17 protein-coding genes are annotated in these 17449 nt (G+C 58.6%); 6 read left to right on the top strand and 11 right to left on the bottom strand.

From position 1 onward, the window contains the following. Positions 1-25 precede the first annotated feature (25 nt). Complete coding sequence (locus AC193Q_RS05050; protein WP_483879249.1) at positions 26-1315, bottom strand: MFS transporter; 1290 nt, start codon at positions 1313-1315, stop codon at positions 26-28. 133 nt (positions 1316-1448) lie between these two features. After that, positions 1449-2180, bottom strand: a complete 732-nt coding sequence (locus AC193Q_RS05045) for a GntR family transcriptional regulator (protein ID WP_047294081.1) — start codon at positions 2178-2180, stop codon at positions 1449-1451. A 718-nt stretch (positions 2181-2898) separates the two neighbouring features. Between AC193Q_RS05045 and AC193Q_RS05040 the strand changes: the two genes are divergently transcribed. After that, on the top strand, positions 2899-3114 hold the full coding sequence (locus tag AC193Q_RS05040; protein ID WP_483879248.1) for a hypothetical protein: 216 nt from the start codon (positions 2899-2901) through the stop codon (positions 3112-3114). Positions 3115-3325: 211 nt separating this feature from the next. Here AC193Q_RS05040 and AC193Q_RS05035 read toward each other — a convergent pair whose 3' ends face one another. Together AC193Q_RS05035 and AC193Q_RS05030 are read right to left on the bottom strand one after the other, a co-directional pair. Further along, on the bottom strand, positions 3326-5716 hold the full coding sequence (locus AC193Q_RS05035) for a membrane-bound PQQ-dependent dehydrogenase, glucose/quinate/shikimate family (protein ID WP_095666711.1): 2391 nt from the start codon (positions 5714-5716) through the stop codon (positions 3326-3328). A 93-nt stretch (positions 5717-5809) separates the two neighbouring features. Then, positions 5810-6574, bottom strand: a complete 765-nt coding sequence (locus AC193Q_RS05030) for a glucose 1-dehydrogenase (protein ID WP_086791013.1) — start codon at positions 6572-6574, stop codon at positions 5810-5812. A gap of 358 nt (positions 6575-6932) precedes the next feature. Between AC193Q_RS05030 and AC193Q_RS05025 the strand changes: the two genes are divergently transcribed. Further along, a complete protein-coding gene (locus AC193Q_RS05025; RefSeq protein ID WP_373557820.1) occupies positions 6933-7394 on the top strand; it encodes a (R)-mandelonitrile lyase in 462 nt (153 codons plus the stop codon). A gap of 90 nt (positions 7395-7484) precedes the next feature. Here AC193Q_RS05025 and AC193Q_RS05020 read toward each other — a convergent pair whose 3' ends face one another. After that, positions 7485-8402 carry a LysR family transcriptional regulator gene (locus AC193Q_RS05020; RefSeq protein ID WP_086791012.1) on the bottom strand — a complete coding sequence of 306 codons (918 nt, stop codon included), beginning with the start codon at positions 8400-8402 and terminating at the stop codon, positions 7485-7487. Positions 8403-8573: 171 nt separating this feature from the next. Continuing rightward, entirely contained in the window at positions 8574-8804 is a 231-nt protein-coding gene (locus AC193Q_RS05015) for a hypothetical protein (RefSeq protein ID WP_027613841.1), read from the bottom strand. Between the two features lie 214 nt (positions 8805-9018). On the opposite strand from AC193Q_RS05015, the gene AC193Q_RS05010 reads away from it, so the two are divergent. Together AC193Q_RS05010 and AC193Q_RS05005 are read left to right on the top strand one after the other, a co-directional pair. After that, the gene (locus AC193Q_RS05010; protein ID WP_047294079.1) at positions 9019-9543 is read left to right on the top strand and encodes a GAF domain-containing protein; all 525 of its coding nucleotides are present in this window, start codon (positions 9019-9021) and stop codon (positions 9541-9543) included. A 371-nt stretch (positions 9544-9914) separates the two neighbouring features. Continuing rightward, positions 9915-10463 carry an Hsp20/alpha crystallin family protein gene (locus AC193Q_RS05005; protein WP_095666713.1) on the top strand — a complete coding sequence of 183 codons (549 nt, stop codon included), beginning with the start codon at positions 9915-9917 and terminating at the stop codon, positions 10461-10463. A gap of 95 nt (positions 10464-10558) precedes the next feature. Here the strand turns inward: AC193Q_RS05005 and AC193Q_RS05000 are convergent, their stop codons facing one another. The 4 genes from AC193Q_RS05000 to AC193Q_RS04985 form a co-directional block, all read right to left on the bottom strand. Continuing rightward, complete coding sequence (locus AC193Q_RS05000) at positions 10559-10813, bottom strand: Lpp/OprI family alanine-zipper lipoprotein (RefSeq protein ID WP_047294075.1); 255 nt, start codon at positions 10811-10813, stop codon at positions 10559-10561. A 190-nt stretch (positions 10814-11003) separates the two neighbouring features. Further along, positions 11004-11891 carry a universal stress protein gene (locus tag AC193Q_RS04995; RefSeq protein WP_095666714.1) on the bottom strand — a complete coding sequence of 296 codons (888 nt, stop codon included), beginning with the start codon at positions 11889-11891 and terminating at the stop codon, positions 11004-11006. A 66-nt stretch (positions 11892-11957) separates the two neighbouring features. Further along, a complete protein-coding gene (locus tag AC193Q_RS04990; RefSeq protein ID WP_095666715.1) occupies positions 11958-13352 on the bottom strand; it encodes an MBL fold metallo-hydrolase RNA specificity domain-containing protein in 1395 nt (464 codons plus the stop codon). Positions 13353-13434: 82 nt separating this feature from the next. Beyond that, a complete protein-coding gene (locus tag AC193Q_RS04985) occupies positions 13435-13668 on the bottom strand; it encodes an Lpp/OprI family alanine-zipper lipoprotein (RefSeq protein ID WP_047294072.1) in 234 nt (77 codons plus the stop codon). A gap of 233 nt (positions 13669-13901) precedes the next feature. Here AC193Q_RS04985 and AC193Q_RS04980 point away from each other — a divergent pair, with 233 nt between their 5' ends. Together AC193Q_RS04980 and AC193Q_RS04975 are read left to right on the top strand one after the other, a co-directional pair. Further along, positions 13902-14549 carry a BON domain-containing protein gene (locus AC193Q_RS04980; RefSeq protein ID WP_047294071.1) on the top strand — a complete coding sequence of 216 codons (648 nt, stop codon included), beginning with the start codon at positions 13902-13904 and terminating at the stop codon, positions 14547-14549. 27 nt (positions 14550-14576) lie between these two features. Continuing rightward, entirely contained in the window at positions 14577-15002 is a 426-nt protein-coding gene (locus tag AC193Q_RS04975) for a potassium channel family protein (protein WP_108182555.1), read from the top strand. 4 nt (positions 15003-15006) lie between these two features. Here the strand turns inward: AC193Q_RS04975 and AC193Q_RS04970 are convergent, their stop codons facing one another. After that, complete coding sequence (locus AC193Q_RS04970) at positions 15007-17382, bottom strand: phosphoketolase family protein (RefSeq protein WP_483879247.1); 2376 nt, start codon at positions 17380-17382, stop codon at positions 15007-15009. Positions 17383-17449: the final 67 nt, after the last annotated feature.

The raw sequence follows: 17449 nt of genomic DNA, 5'->3' as shown, positions 1-17449 counted from the left end.
TTTTATCTACTGAAGGTTAGGATCATCACGCCCGAGCGCGTTGATTGCCGCTGATACCGGCCGAAACGGAGGTGGCATTGGCTTCAAGGTCCCTGCCCCGGGTTTCAGGCAGGCACAGTGCGGCAAACACCGCCACGCCGTAGGCGATCCCGGCATCGATACCAATCGCCGAACCCAGCGACATGGAGTCACTCATGTGCCCGACCAGGAATGGAAATACAGCGGACAGCACCCGGCCAAAGTTGTAGCAAAAGCCAACGCCGCCGCCGCGTACATCGGCAGGGTAAAGTTCGTTGAAGAGCGCTCCCAGACTGGCCGGAATACCGGCGGCAAAGAACCCCAACGGGAACCCCAGGAACAGCATCTGCGTATTGGTCAGCGGCAAAAATACGTAGCACTGCACCGTGACCACGCAGCACAAGGCAAACAGCACAATGTTTTTACGACGGCCAATGCGATCGATCAAATAGCCGCTGGCCACACAACCACACCAGAAGGCGAAGATGATCACCGCCAGATAGGCGCCCGAGTTCAGCACAGAGAGATTGCGCTCGGTCTTGAGGAAGGTCGGCAACCAGGTCATTACCGCGTGATAGCCACCGTGCGCGCCCAGTCCCAGCAGCCCGCCAAACAGGGTCACGCGAATCAGTTCCGGGCGAAAAATGCCGGCGAGCGACTTGAAGAAACTCTGCGGGATGGCGTTGTCTTTTTGCAGACGCTGGAAGCTGTCCGGCTCCTCAACGTTACGACGTACCCAGATGATCAGGAACGACGGCAGCAACCCGACAAGGAACATCACACGCCAGGCCATGTCCTGTGGCACCCAGGTATAGATCAGCGTGAACACCCCGACCGCCAGGCCCCAACCCACCGCCCAGGCACTTTGCACAGTGCCCATGACCTTGCCGCGATAGTGCGGATTGATCGTCTCGGCCATCAGCACCGCGCCGGCCGCCCACTCCCCGCCAATCCCGAAACCCTGCAGCGCCTTGACCACCAACAGCTGATTGAAGCCCGTGACGAAGGCCGAGAGAAAGGTGAAGAACGAGAACCACACAATCATCAACTGCAACGTGCGCACACGGCCATAGCGGTCAGACAACGTCCCACCCACCCAGCCACCGAGTGCCGAGGTGACGAGGGTAACGCCGCTGATCAATCCGGCATCGCCCTTTGTCAGCGCGAAAGCGGCGATCAGCGCCGGAATCGCCAGACCGAACATTTGTACTTCCAACGCGTCGAGCGACCAACCGCCGAAGCAGGCCCAAAACGTTTTGCGCTCCCGAGGAGTGACTTGGCGATACCAGCTGAACATGATTCTTATCCTTATAGGTGTTACGCAAGGCAGCCGACAGCCAACCGCACCGCGACAGGGTCAGCTTTGGCAAACAAACAGAAATCGGGCGGCGATCTAGCCGCCGCAAAACGCTCCGCTACGCAGGCAGACGTCAGCGAATATCCACGCTGTAGCGAAAGTGCTCCGCGTGGCCGCGCGAGCGACGCCATTCCAGCGGGCTACCCGCGTAATCGCGGGCCAGACGCTCGATCACGATCACCGGACTGTTGACCGCTACCTGGAGCAATCGGGCATGCACGTCATTCACCGATTCAGCGGTCAGCGTCTCTTCGGCCGATGCAACAACCTGTCCGCATACTTCTTCGTAGATCGGATACAGCAGCGGTCCTTCGCGACTGAGGTCGATCTCCAGCAGCGCCTGAAACCGCTGGCGGGGCAACCAGATTTCTTCGGCGAGCACCGGCTTAACATCGAGCAGACGCACGCGAACAATACGAATGACCGGCGCATCGGCGGGCAACCCCAGTGCTTGCGCTACGGCCGACGGTGCGGCAACGGGCTCGATCGAGAGGATGCGACTCTCCGGGACCTGACGCTCACCGGAAACAGTCTGGAATCGGAAGAAACGGAACAATGAGGATTGAAACTGCGCCCGGCGAATGAACGTCCCTCGCCCTTGCTGACGCTCCAGAATGCCCTCACTGACCAACGCATCAATCGCTTTGCGCACCGTGCCGGTGGACAGTTGGTATTCCGCAGACAGCGCCGCTTCAGTAGGGATCGCCTCCCCCGGACGCCAGCGATTATTGGCGATCTGCTCAGCCAATTGGTCACGCAGGCGTTGGTAGAGCGGGAGTCGGGCATCACTGGATAAAGAATTCATCGACTTTATTCACCTTGTTATCTAGTCATCTATATGAATCTTGCGGCGAGTATTTGCCCAGATAACTTGCCTGTCAAGGAGCGGCTGTTCGCCCTGCTGACGAATGGCTGCCCCACTGCCCTTTTCATAGACATGCGGGGTTGAGCTGGCGATGTCAGATGCTGGCCGAATGTGGGGGGTCAGGAATGACAGCCGAAAGCTGACGGCCGAGGATGACCGCTCCTGGTCGAAACCCGCCTGTCACGAAGGGCAACCTAATCATTAACCTGGTGCGATTTCAACATGTTAAAGCGTCGTTCCCAAAGACCGCTTCTGCCCGGTAGCGGTCGGTTTCCCGAAGTCCGCTTCTGGCTGTTTCCTGCCTGTCATGACTGACTAGCGCAATCTCTCAGCGGATCGATGCCGTCGAGATTTCTGGTTCATCAATGATGAAACCTCTCCAACTTGAGATGGTGCGATCGGCATGGTCAAATGAGTAATGGCCTTTTGCTACGGTACTCTCAATTGAAACAGAATCGCGGAATCATCCTATTTTTTTCGGCAATGACTTTGCTCTTTATCCTGGTGCAGGTGTGGCACGCAAAATCTGCCCAGGAAGAGAAAAAGCAGGAGCGGGAGCGCCAACTCAAAGGGCTCGCACTCATCATGAGTGTTGCAGTCCGGAAAAGTATCTGATGACTCAACTCGCGTCGATTCTGTGACCTACAGCGATGAGGTCATGCGTATCTCTTACACACTCACAAAAGTTACCAAAGACGAAATCGATTCTGAAGAATTCACCAAAAATGCAAGAGCGATTGCAGCTTCTGCATTCTGTAATGAAAAAGGTTTGGGACAGTTCGTGAAATCGGGTCTTTCCATTGACCTCCTCTACAAAGATTCAACCCGTTCACCGATCGTCAATTTTCAGATAGGCAAGTCCGACTGCCTCTGAAGCCCCCCTTGAAGCCCGCCTCTCTCGCGGGCTTTTTTCGCCGTGTCGTACCACAGTGAGTCCACGCAGCAGACACAACTTCCGGTGGCTGCATCAATCATTTCTGTTCGGAAGATCTGTCAATCCCCTCACGCGCAGGCGTTGTCCAGTCAGTGGCGCGCCTTTCATCAATTGAGTCGTGCTTGTGCTTTCCGTAAGCAGGCATGCGGAGTTACTGCACGCCGTGCTCAGGTAACGCAAAGGCCATCACATAGTCCCCCTTTTGCGTCGTCGCCGAGTTACCGCCGGCACTGATGACCAAAAATTGTCTGCCGGTGTATGGGGAAACATAAGTCATTGGAGTCGCTTCGGCTCCGACAGGCAGACGGCCCTTCCACAGTTCTTTGCCGGTGCGAACATCAAGGGCACGGAGGTAAAAGTCCTGAGTGCCGGCCATGAACACCAGGCCGCTTGATGTAGTCACCGGACCGCCCCGAGTGGGCATGCCAATCGGCATCGGCAAGTGCGTGGCAATGCCCAGCGGACCCGTTTGCTCGGTGGTCCCCAAGGGCATCGACCAAGCCACCTTTCGAGTCGCCAGGTCGATTGCACTGATGGTGCCGAAAGGCGGCTCCTGGCACGGAATACCCAACGGCGACAGGAAGCGGCCTTGCTCGATACCCCACGGTGTCCCCGCCTGCGGAGCGTTCCCTTCATGGCCGCCGCCACTAAGGATTTTCGCATCATAAGCGGCACGGGGGATCATTCGGTTCCAGATGGCTACCCGGGTGTCATTGACGATCATGTAGCCGAGGTTTTCCGCAATGGACACCGATCCCCAGTTCATGCCGCCCAACCAGCTTGGGTACTGGAGCGTCAGGTGCTCGCTCGGCGGCGTGAACTCACCTTCATATCTAGCCTTGCGAAAGTCGATCCGGCATATCAATTGGTCCAGCGGCGTAAGCCCCCACATGCGCTTTTCGCTGAGCGGCTCAGTGCCGATGGCGGGCATTCCGGTCGAATAGGGTTGAGTCGCAGAAATTCGCTCATCCGCCACACCACCTTGAGGAACAGGGTGTTCTTCGACTGTCGCAATTGGCTTTCCGTTACGCCGGTCAAGCATGAAGATCTGGCCACGCTTGGTGGTCTGAATCAGTGCCGAGAGCATTCCTCCATGGCCATCAGGAACATCGTAAAGCGCTGGTTGCGAAGGTACATCGTAATCCCAGAGATCGTGGTGAACCGTCTGGAAGCGCCAGCGCTCGAGGCCAGTCGCGATGTCGAGTGCGACGACGGAAGACGAGTAGCGATCATCGGCCTCGGAGCGATGACCGCCCCAAAAATCCGGAGTGGCATTGCCGGTGGGCAAGTAGATGAGTCCAAGCGCATCGTCAAAGGCCGGTGTCGACCAGACATTCGGCGTACCTGCGGTGTAAGTCTGCCCCTCGGGAGGCTCGCGGGTAATCGCCGGATTGCCCAGATCCCAGGCCCACACCAATGCCCCCGAGCGCACATTGAAGGCGCGGACCACGCCAGACGGTTCACCTGTTTTCTGGTTGTCCCACACCAGCCCACCGACCACTACCAGATCACGCACAACCGTCGGTGCGGCCGTCGGAAAGTACAAATCCTGATCTGTATCGCCCACGCCGATACGCAGGCTTACGCTGCCATGCTGACCAAAATCGCTGCACGCCTGGCCAGTCTGCGCGTCTACTGCAATCAACCGTGCGTCAACCGTGGTCGCGATGATTCGCCGCAAACAGGGCTGCGCTGCAACAGCGTTGTTTGAGGCGGCCAGCTCGTGGGCTTCTTCGTAATAGCCCACGCCTCGGCAACGCGGGTAAACATTGTTTGCCTGGGTTTTGGGGTCGTGATGCCAAATCTCTTTGCCGGTATCCGCGTCCAGGGCGAACAACTGGCTCGACTGCGTACAACCGTAGAGCACGCCATTGACGTGAAGGGGGGTCACCACATGCCCTTGCGCACCTTTGGGTATTTCACCTGTGCGATATGTCCAGGCAAGCGTCAGATTCGACACGTTCTGCGGCGTTATCTGATCGCTCACGGCATGTCGTGTTCCTGAAGGTGTATGACCGAAATAACGCCAGTCGGTCGTGGGTTCGACTGTGCCGACCGCTTTCCCCGGTACAGGCGCCGGCATCCTCTCGGCGGTCAGAATGGGTTGCGGTTGCAAGGCTGCGTAGAGCGTTGCGCACAGCCCCACGACCATGCCCGCAGCCGCCACGCAAGCCAGCCGCGCCAGTGTGCCACGCTGGCGACTGCGCAAATACGGGATCGCCACCAGCACCGGTACGCTGATGACAGCCAGCGCGAAGAGGCGCGAAAACAGCGGCCAGAACGTCAACCCCACATCCAGAACCGACCAGCAGACAGAGCCGGCGAACACCAGCAGGTACGCCAGTGCTCCGGATCGACGTCGACGCAACATCAACACACCACTGATGGCCAATCCTGCACCTGCCAGGGCGAAGTACCACGAGCCGCCCAGCGCAACGAGATAAAAACCACCCGCTAGCAGCGAAAGTCCGATGAGCAAGATAAAGGAGCCAAGGACAATCAGCAGCGTGGCGGTTAACCGGGAAGTGTTCGATGGCGGCATGGCTTACTCCTTTAAGTGATTACCGACAGAGCCTGCGGTTGGCCGATCGTCAGGCCGTATGTTTCGACCTACCGATACTTCGGTGGACGCGCCTCAGCGCATGACAAAACCACCATCCACCGAGATGGACTGCCCCGTGACGTAGCTTGAGGTCGAGCTGCTCAGCCAAAGCACAGCGTCAGCGATTTCTTCCGGCTTGCCGTGACGTCCCATGGGGATAGCCTTGGTCATGCCTGCCAGCGCTTCCCCCTGCCCCGCTTCGACCATCCGCTCGGCCATCGGCGTCCAGATCAAGCCAGGGCACACCGCATTGACGCGGATGTTGCGTGCGGCATACTCCAGCGCTGCGCTTTTGGTCAGGCCGAGGACACCGTGCTTGGCCGCGTGATAGTTGCCCCGCTCGGCACCTCCGATCAGACCGCCCAAAGACGAGCAGTTGACGATCGTTCCGCCGCCCTGGCGGCGCATATGTTCGAGTTCGAATTTCATACACGCCCAGACGCCGCGCAAATTGACCGACATGACCCGATCGTAATCCTCGACCGTGGCGTCGGCTGTCTCAGCTAACAGGTTCTGAATACCGGCGTTGTTGAACGCAGCGTCCAGACGACCGAATGTCGCGACCGTTTCCTTGACCATGGCTTGAACCTGACCGACGTCCGCCACGTCGCAGCGAATGCCGATAGCGCGATGTCCTGCAGCTATCAAGGCCTGCGCCGCTGCCTGTGCAGCGCCGCCATCGATATCCGCCAACGCTACGGCAGCGCCGGCCCGTGCGAACGCCTGCGCGGTGGCCAGACCGATACCGGAAGCCGCGCCGGTCACCAGGGCGACCTTGTTCTCGAACGAAAAACTCATCGAATGTTCCTCACTTTGCAGCTGCGCAGAATGTTTATGAGCAATAGCCTCATAACGCACTGAGCAGACATTGTTTGATGTAACCAAGGTAATCGACGCTCGGAGAGCTGAATACCGGCCCTGAGTGGGATGTTCCGATGAGCAATACTCATCAATCGTGAAGAAAGGCGAGATCGCCGTGACAAAACACCGAGTGCGATGAAACAGACGATTAGTGAGCGCTGCTCATCGTTTCATGCAGGTTTTTCCCGGTAGTCGCGCGGAAGTTGGTGCACTAGCGTGGAGGCGCATTTCTTCAATCAACAGGAATCTGCCGATGAAAACACGTGTCGCCTTACCCATGCTGGCAATGACCTTGATGCCTGCGTTCGCAAGCCATGCTGCCGAACTGCCTGCCGACGAGACTATGAGCGTGGTCAGAAATGGCGAACAAGCATCCATCACCGGGGCGCCCGGCAACTTCGTTGGCAACGCGCGCATCGATCCACTGTTTGCAGCGCGGGCACCCTCGACTGTTTCGGCAGGCGCAGTGACGTTTCAGCCCGGCGCACGCTCGGTCTGGCATACCCATCCTCTGGGCCAGACGCTGGTGGTCACCTCAGGCACAGGCTGGATACAACAAGCCGGGGGCGAGAAGATCGTCATCAAACCGGGTGATGTGGTCTGGACACCACCGGGCGTGAAGCACTGGCACGGCGCCACATCCACGAACGGCATGACCCACATTGCCATTCAGGAAGCTCGGGACGGCAAGAACGTCGAGTGGCTGGAACCGGTGACCGACGCGCAGTACCAGGCATTGCTTGGCACACAACACTGAAACGTTGCGCCGAGCTCAGGCGTGGGCGCATCGATGCCCGCCGCGACACCTCGCGGGTATCAGGCCGGAAGCAGGCAACGCGTCACGGGCTTACGCCTGGTAATCGCCGATGGGCTGAAGTTCACGGATCAAGTCAATCAACAGACGCAGCCCTACCGGCAATTGACGGTGACTGGGATAGTACATGTGAAACCCGGAACCTGTGCTGGACCAGTCGTCGAGCACCCTGATCACCTCACCACTTTCGAGCAGCGGCATCATCGCCGGCTCAGGGGCGTACATGAGGCCCGCGCCTTGACGAGCCAGTGAAAGTCCGACGCGAGTTTCATCGATGGTGATGCACCCCGGGACAGCAATGGAGAGCTGCTGTCCTTCTTTCTCGAACTCCCAATCGTACATGGCGCCATTGCCCAGCCGAATCCGCAGGCAACGGTGGTGCATCAAGTCGTTCGGATGTTGGGGAACGCCGAAGCGTTCAAGATAGTCCGCGCTACCCGCGACCACCCAGCGGATATCCGGTGACAAGCGCTGAGCGATCATGTCTTCCGGTACCGTTCCGCCATAGCGGATCCCGGCATCATGGCCGCCGCCGATCACATCGACGATGAGATTGGTGACCGTCAGATCGACCTGGATTTCCGGATACCGATCATTGAGCACCGGCAATACGGGCCCCAGTAACAAGTCGGCAGCATCGCTTAAGGTATTCAGACGAATACGTCCGATCGGTTCATCGCGAAAGCGATTAAGCGCTTCCGTCGCCAAACCGATTTCATCCATGGGTTTGCTGATGACGCTGTGCAGCTCCTCGCCCGCAGCGGTCAAGGTGACACTGCGCGTCGTTCGGTTCAGCAGACGGACCCCCAACCGCGACTCAAGCCCCTTGATCGCATGGCTCAACGCCGAAGCACTGATACCGACTTCCTTCCCGGCGCGACTGAAACTCTGGTGGCGAGCAATGGCCAGGAAATAAACGAAATCGGCAAGATTGGCACGACTGGCCTGCATTGGATGCCTCAATGGGGTGACGGGAGAGAATCATTCGCGGTGCGGCGGCTTCGTGCTTGATACTAACCAAGACAAACCGCAAACACTAATCAACTGGATTCGACAGACAGCGGTGCTTGGCTCACCGGTCTTGACCTGCCTGCAAAATACAGTTGAAGCCTGACAAGCCGCTCACGACCGTGAAAGCGTTTTCAGACGCTCCACCAACGCCGCTTCAAAAATGACGTACAGCTTTTCAGCATCGCCTGCACGCAAAACCTCACTGGTTTCCAGCCCCAGCACGAAGCCATCCGCACGCGCCCCCGCCTTCACCGCAATGATCATCGAATCTGCCCGGACAATCTGCGCCAGCAGCCGATCAGCTTCGCGCTGCATCTTCTCGCTCAACACTACGCCTTCCACTTTCTCACCTTGCCTTCAATGCGACATCGAACAAATGTGTGTTCAAGGCTACGCTGCCGATAACGGTGCCTCAAGCCACACGCAAACGATCCTTAATTATGGTAGCCATCAGACCCCTTCAAGTGAACGAATCCGTTTTGCCGGCAATCAAACGCGAAGTTTCAAACGCGTTTAGCCGTTGCCAGCTCGAACAATCATGACCGGAGAACACTGCATGCCTCTCAGTGACACCATTCACAGAGCGTTGCTAAGCGCAGAGGAACGTTCCTCTATCGCTGAAATTGAAGCCACTACCAATATTCTGCAACTGGTCACACGCATGACCGGGACGCGCTTCGCGGCGATCGCCAAATTCACCGACACGGAATGGATTGTCTGTTCCGCCTACGATCCGATCGAGCTTGGAATCCACACCGGTGACACGCTGGAACTGGAAACCACGCTGTGCAGTGAGTTTCGCAGAGACCCTCAAGTGCTGTTCGTGCCACAAATCAGTCGCGATGGCAGGTTCTCCACGCGTCCCGTGGTGAAGCAATACTTGATTGAAAGCTACGCCGGCGCGCCCATTTTCCTTCCCGACGGACAACTGTGGGGTGCGCTGTGTGCCTTGGACTCCAGGGCGGTCATATTCGACGACCCGGATCTGGCGGACACGTTAGGCCTGTTCGCGAGGCTGATCGGCTGTATCTTTTATTCGAATCTGACAGACGTCGGCAGCGGCTACAGCAAGAACGGATGAAGTATTTTCGAATAACTAAAAAACAGCCCTGAATATTCAGGGCTGTTTCATTTCTGGCGTGTGAGATTGGCGCTCCCTCCTTCAACACCGCGCAGGAAACATCGACGTGGTGCGCAAAACCTGGTTCCAGGACAGGAGCTACCAGTCCGTCGCCCAAGAGCGGGCCGACGTTTGCATAGGGCTGGGCCGCACGCTGCCATTTGGCTTCTGAGCGAAACGCCGTTCCCCCAGTAATTGACTTTTATCAACCACTGACACGCTGTTCTCGCCGACATTGAAGCTGACGTGGCAGGGCGAAATCTATGCCGACCAGTGAGCGCTCCGGTTCGGATGTCCGTAAGCCGCCGTCCATTCGCAAAGGAGAATTCAAAATGAGCAACTCCGTGAAGAAAATGCCGGTCACTACCGATACCAAAGACAAATCCCTTCAGCATCCGCTGAATGCAGACTTGTGGCGCCCTCTGGAAAAACTGCGCCAGCAGGTCGATCACCTGTTCGAAGACTTCAACCGCGGTTCGGGGCTTTCACCCTTTGGTCGTGGGCTGTTCGACGTCGAACCGCTCTGGCGGCGCGAACTGATCGGTCACGGCATGCCGGCCGTGGATATCAGTGAAAAGGACAAAAGCTACGAGATCACCGCCGAATTACCCGGCATGGATCACAAGAACATCGAGATCAAATTGTCGAACGGCAGCCTGATCATCAAGGGCGAAAAGAAAGAGGACAAGGAAGAAAAAAGGAAGGGCTACCACCTGAGCGAGCGTCACTATGGTTCCTTCGAGCGGGTCTTCAACCTGCCCAAAGGCGTCGACGCCGAGAAGATCGACGCGAGTTTCAGCAAAGGTGTGCTGAGTATCTCGTTGCCGAAAAAGCCTGAAGCCATTAAAGCGGACAAAGTCGTACCGATCAAGGGCGAGTAAGTTTCGCGCTGTCGTACCCCTTGCCGGGAAACCGGCAAGGTTTTTTTTCCGCCACCCTTTGCACAACTGCTGCAAACGCTGGCCGCACGGACTCACTATTTGCGGCTGGCCTTTTCCAGCATCCGGCTGGCGCGTTCATTGGCCTCATCGGCCGTACGTTGTGCCTGACTGGCTGCAGCGGCTGCCTGATCCGCCCTGGAGTAAGCCGCGTCGGCACGGGATTGTGCCGCGTTTGCAGTGCTCTGGGCGGCGTCGATTCGCGTGTCCATTTCCTGCGCCTTTTTATTGCTGCACCCCGCGCTCATCGCCAAAAGGACGCTGAGCAGAACCACAGATAAACGCTTGTTCATGATGACTCTCCTTGGGTGATTGCGCCGGGAAAAGTCCGGCGCCCCCTGAAGTATCTGGCGTCAGCACGGCCGGCCTCTGATTTTTGTCAATGAACGGCCAACCGGCAGGCAACTGGATGTTGGCAGTGTTAATCACCGGTCGACACTGCAATAAACCCATCACGGCATTTGTCGCAGGCAGACGTCGCTGTCAGACCGCCAACAGGTTGCACGGCACCTGATAAAGAATATGTTCGGTGGTGCTGCCCAGCAGCTTGTCCAGCCCGTGGTATTGCACCCGGCCCATGACGATCACATCCACATGCTGTGCATCGGCGAACTCACTGAGTGCGGCAACCGGGTGGCCGACCACGAAATGCCGGCGCTCGGCGGGTACTCCATAGCGCTTGGCCAGGTCGATATAAGCGCTCTCGAACTCTCTGCGCAGTTCCTTGGTCAGCTCTGAAACCGTCAAGCCTTCGCCCAGCTCCTCCAGGTACTCCTGCGAAATGTCGTAGGCGTACAACAGATGCAACTCGGCGTCACACTGGATCGCCATGGCCGTGGCCTGATCGATGATGCGCTTGTTCAATTGGTCGTTGACCGGGTCGCTTGCGGAGGCGTCGACCGCTGCCACGATCTTGCGTGGCAATGCCTGGCCTGCCCCGCCCAGCAGATAGACCGGGACCGGGCAATGACGCAACAGGTGCCAGTCCAGCGGGGTGAAGAAGGCGCGTTTGAGCAACGACTCATGCTGCACTTGCTTGATCAGCAGGTCGGGCATCATCTCGGTGACGAGGTCAAGGATCTCTTGCTTCATGTCATCCGACCAGGCGACTTCGACTGTCACGTCAATGCCTCTGTCGCGCAGGTTGCCGGCCTGATATTTGAGCCAGTCGCGGTGATCCTGCAAATAGTTCGCCCGGGCTTTTTCCCGGTCGCCTTCTTCAAGCAACCAGAGAATGTCCAATGACTTGACCAGCGCCACGATATGCAAGGTCGCCCCGCTGGCCTTGGCCAGCGCAGCCGCATGACTGATCGCCGGAGAGCGGCGCAGAGCCGGATTGATCACCAGCAACAGACTTTGATATTGGCTCATGATTGTTCTCCAGTCGGATGAATCGTGCGGGACGGTCAAGATCGTCAACAGCGGATCTTGAAGCGGTCACTCCTGCCGTTCGGCGGAAAGCACATCGGCAGCGGCACCCAGTTCGGCGCTGTCCCGGTACTCCGGCACTGACACCGACCAGCCCAGTTCCAGGCTGATACGCCGCCGCAGAACGTCCGAGGCGTTGGGTTCGCCATGCACCACGTACGTGTGTTTCGGTGCACGTTTGAAACCGCGCAGCCACTGGATGATTTCATCGGCATCGGCATGCGCGGACAGGGTCTGCATCGGTACCACTTCAGCGCGGATCGGCACCTCCTGACCGTGGATACGCACTGACGGCGCACCGGCAACGATCTGTGCGCCCCGCGTGCCGCCGGCCTGGAAACCGGGCATCAGTAGCGAGTTGGCCGGGCTCGGCGCCAATGCCTTGAGGTGGTGCAGCACCCGTCCGCCGGTGGCCATGCCGCTGGCGGCGATGATCACGGCCGGAATGCGCTGATGATCGAGATCGATCGACTCCTGGGTCGAACGTATGAAACGCGTGCCTTGGCACATGCCCTCGCATTCTTGCAGCGACAACCGGTGCTCACTGCGAAAACGCTGATACAGACGCGTGACATCCGTCGCCATCGGGCTGTTGAGGTAGATCGGCAGATCCGGAATCGCGTGTTTCTGCTTCAAGCGATACAAGTGATACATCAGCAGTTGCGCCCGACCGACCGCAAATGACGGTACCAGGGTAATGCCATGGCGCAACGCCGTGCGGTTGATCACGTCGGTCAGTTGTTGCTCGGGGTCGTCGTCAGGGTGCTGGCGGTCACCATAGGTCGACTCGATCAACAGGTAATCCGTTTGCTCGATGGTTTCGGGGGCAAACATCAACGGATCGTTGGGCCGCCCCAGATCGCCGGAGCAGACCAGCGTGACACCGTCGGCAACCACCTCGACAGTGGCCGCACCCAGAATGTGTCCGGCACCGCGCAGCAAGATGCTCAGACCGGGAACAATCTCGACCCGATGATGCAGCTCCACCGGCTGCAACAGTTTCAATGCCTGCTCGGCGTCCTGTTCGGTGTACAGCGGCAACGCCGGCGCATGCCTGGAAAAACCATGTCGGTTGGCGAATCCGGCCTCTTCTTCCTGCAGGCGCCCACTGTCGAGCAACAGGATTTTCACCAGTTCACAGGTTGCTGCGGTGGCATAGATCGGGCCACGGTAGCCGTTGCGCACCAGCACCGGCAGGTAGCCACTGTGATCCAGATGAGCGTGAGTCAGCACGATCGCGTCGAGATCCCGCACGGGCAGTTGGAAAGGATCCCAGTTGTGCAGGCGCAATTGTTTGTAACCCTGAAACAGCCCGCAGTCGATCAGCACATGCCGGTCGCGGTGATCCAACAGGTATTTGCTGCCGGTGACCGTGCCTGCCGCTCCCAGAAAAGTGATTCGCATGGCCGTCTCCTGAATGTGGATGAGAACGCCGGTACTTTCAGCCCAAAACACCGATTCATGGCTGTTTCGAGATGGTTGCCGGCTACTTGCGATTGGCCTTCTCAGCCAGCCGTTTGGCGCGCTCATTCGCTTCATCGGCAGCACGTTGCGCCTGTTCCGCCTTGAGCACCGCCTCATCGGCCCTCAGCCTGGCAGTCGCCGCGTTGTCTTCAGCGGACTCCAGCCGCGCGTTGAGTTCATCGGCCTGCCGATGACTGCAACCAGTGGTCGCTGCCAGCAGCACACTCAGCACCACAATCGGCAAGCGCTTGTTCATGGTTGTTCCCTCGATTGCTCACGACGGCAAAGGTCATGATTCGAGTATCTGGCGTTATCCGGTCACCACTCTGATCTTTGTCAAACAATCACCGACTTGCAGACGCCATCAGCCAATGCGAGGGCGAGGCCGGCATTGTTGATATACCTCAATGCGCGCGCGTCACCGCGGTGTAGAAAAACAACAGCAGGCACGTTTGACCGATCGACACCTACCTGAAAGAGGACACCGTCATGAGCGACTTGAACCTGCGCAAAAATATTCTCGAAGAACTCGAGTTCCAGCCGGAAATCGATGCCGCCAACATCGGCGTCACGGTGGAGGACGGTGTGGTCACCCTCAGCGGGCATGTCAAAAGCTATGCCCAGAAGGTCAGTGCCGAGCGCGCGGTGAAGCGCATGAAAGGCGTGCGCGCAGTGGCTGAAGAGCTCCAGGTACGACTGGACAGGAATGCCGGCACCGCGGACGACACCATCGCTGCCCGGGCGCTGAAGATAATCCACTGGAGCTGCGACATTCCCGAAGGTGACGTCAAGATCATCGTGCAGAGCGGACGCATCACCCTGGAAGGTGAAGTCGACTGGCAGTATCAGAAGGAAACCGTCGAGCGTTCGGTACGCAAGCTGTCCGGTGTGACCGGCGTGAGCAATTGCATCACCCTGCGTCCACGGCTGGATGTCTTCGATATTCAGCAACGCATCGAGGCCGCGCTCAAACGTAACGCCGAAGTCGATGCCCAGGACATTCACGTCAAAGTCGAAGGCGATGTGGTGCGGCTCGAAGGCCGGGTTCACCTGTGGCGCGAACGCCAGATTGCCGAGCGCGCGGCCTGGTCAGTGCCCGGCGTCGGCCGGGTCGAAGACCATCTGCTGCTGGCGTGACACGCTCGTCTTCCTGGAGCCAGGCCAATGCTTGCCGTCACCCTGATCAACAGCCTGGTCGTGATCATCGCAGTAGTGATCCACTATGAGTGTCTGCTACGCCTGAATGACTGGATGCCGCGCCTGAAAATCTGGAGCCGGTTCAGAATCGTTGTCGGGGTGTTGGGCAGTCTGCTGGCCCATGCCATCGAGGTCTGGGCGTTCGCCGTGGTTTATTTCCTGATGTCCCGCGCGGGCGAATGGGGACAGCTGACCGGCAACTTCGACGGCTCTTTGATGGATTGCGTGTACTTCTCCTTCACGACGTACACGACCATCGGTTTCGGCGATATTTCGCCGGTTGGCCACCTCAAGTACCTGACCGGGCTTGAGGCCTTGACCGGCCTTGTCCTCATAACCTGGACCGCGTCGTTTCTGTTTCTGGAAATGCAGAAATACTGGAAGAACAAATAGCCGCTCATGGCGTCTGGCGGGGAGTCCATTGCCAGTTGCGCACTTCGGGAAGGTCTTCGCCGTGCTCGATGAGGTACAGCTTGTGTTGCTCCATGACGGCCCAGTAACGCTCCCGCGCAACGTTTACGAGATCCTGCAGGCGTGGCACCCGCTCGATCACGTCCAGCGCCAGTCGGTAGCGATCAAGATCGTTGATCACGGCCATGTCGAACGGCGTAGTGGTCGCGCCCTCCTCCTTGAAACCTCGTACGTGAAAGTTGCCATGATTGGCGCGTTTGTAGACCAGCCGATGGATCAGCGCCGGATACCCGTGAAAGGCAAAAATCACCGGTCTGTCGACGGTGAACAGCGCATTGAACGCGCTATCCGACCAGCCATGAGGGTGCTGACTGGACGGCTGCAGCAGCATCAGGTCGACGATATTGACCACCCTGACGCGCAAGTCCGGCACATAGTCGCGCAACAGGGTCAAGGCGGCCAGGGTTTCCAGCGTCGGCACATCGCCGGCGCAGGCCATGACGACGTCCGGATCCTGATCATCGTGACTGGCCCACGCCCACCGGCCGCCACCTGCCTGGCAGTGTTGCTGTGCCGCGTCGATGCTCAGCCACTGCCATTCCGGTTGCTTGCCGGCGACGATGACGTTGATGTAATTACGGCTGCGCAGGCAGTGGTCGGCGACCGATAACAGGCAGTTGGCATCGGGCGGCAAGTAGATGCGCGCCACGTCCGGCTTCTTGTTCGCCAGCATGTCGATGAATCCCGGATCCTGATGCGAGAACCCATTGTGGTCCTGACGCCAGACGTGGGAGGTCAACAGCAGGTTCAGCGATGCCACAGGTTTGCGCCACGGCACCTCGGCGGCTGTCTTCAGCCATTTGGCATGCTGATTGACCATCGAGTCGACGATATGGATAAACGCCTCATAGCACGACAGCCATCCATGCCGACCTGTCAGCAAATAGCCTTCCAGCCAGCCCTCGCACACCTGCTCGCTGAGAATTTCCATCACCCGGCCGTCCGCCGACAGGTTCAGGTCGTCAGGTTCCAGCGGCTCGATCCAGGTTTTGGCGCTGACCTCATACACCGCATCAAGGCGATTGGAGGCGGTTTCGTCAGGGCCAAACAGCCGAAAGTTGCGGCTGGCCAGGCTGTTTTTCATCACATCACGCAGGAATTCTCCCAGCACTCGGGTGGCTTCGGCGCGCAAAGTCCCCGGCCCAACCACGCTCACGGCGTAATCGGCAAAACCCGGCAGGTCCAGCGCACGCAGCATCACACCGCCATTGGCGTGGGGATTGGCACTCATGCGCCGGTGTCCGGTGGGCGCCAGCGCGGCGATTTCCGGTATCAAGGCACCTTGGGCATCGAACAATTCCTCGGGACGATAACGGCTCAGCCACTCTTCCAGTTGTTGCAAATGGAGCGACTGGGTGAAGTCGGCCAGCGGCACCTGATGCGCGCGCCACGTGCCTTCAACCCGATGGCCGTCGACAAATCCGGGGCCGGTCCAACCCTTGGGCGTGCGTAACACCAGCATCGGCCAGAGCGGCCGTGACACTGCCCTCGACGGCGGCCGTTGCCGCGCTTCGAGCTGAATCTGGCGAATCTTAAGCACGATGGTGTTGAGTGTCTGCGCCAATGCCTGATGCACTTGCACCGGATCATCGCCCTCAACGAAAAAGGGATCGTAGCCATAGCCGTACATCAGCGCCGAGAGTTCATCCTCGCTGATTCTGGACAGCAACGTCGGGTTGGCAATCTTGTAGCCGTTGAGGTGCAGGATCGGCAGCACCGCCCCGTCACGCACCGGGTTGAGGAATTTGTTCGAGTGCCAGCTGGCCGCCAGCGTGCCGGTCTCCGCCTCACCGTCGCCGATCACGCAGGCGACAATCAGGTCAGGGTTATCGAACGCGGCCCCATAGGCATGCGCGAGGCTGTACCCCAACTCCCCGCCCTCGTGAATCGACCCTGGAATCTGTGCCGACACATGACTTGAAATTCCGTACGGCCAGGAAAACTGACGAAACAGGCGCAGCAGACCGTTGGTATTGCGCTCCACCGCCGGATAACACTCGGTATAGGTGCCTTCCAGATAGGTCTGCGCCACGATCGCCGGCCCGCCATGACCGGGGCCGGTCACAAAAAGCATGTTGAGGTCGTACTGTTTGATCAGCCGGTTGAGGTGGGTGTAGATCAGGTTAAGCCCCGGCGTCGTGCCCCAATGCCCCAGCAAACGCGGTTTGATATGAGCCCGGCGCAACGGCTCCTTGAGCAGCGGGTTGTCCTTGAGGTAAATCTGCCCGACAGCCAGGTAATTGGCAGCGCGCCAGTAAGCGTCCAGGCCTTCCAGTTGTTGCGCATTGAGGAAATCGCTCATGAGGTTTACCGCCCCGGGTTCGCTGAACAGAGATTCGTCCGTCGATTCTGAAAGCCTGAAACCTGCA

It is taken from the genome of Pseudomonas sp. F2 (assembly GCF_057174385.1).
Note: the sequence above shows the minus strand (reverse complement) of the source record. Positions and strands in the feature narration are given on the sequence as shown.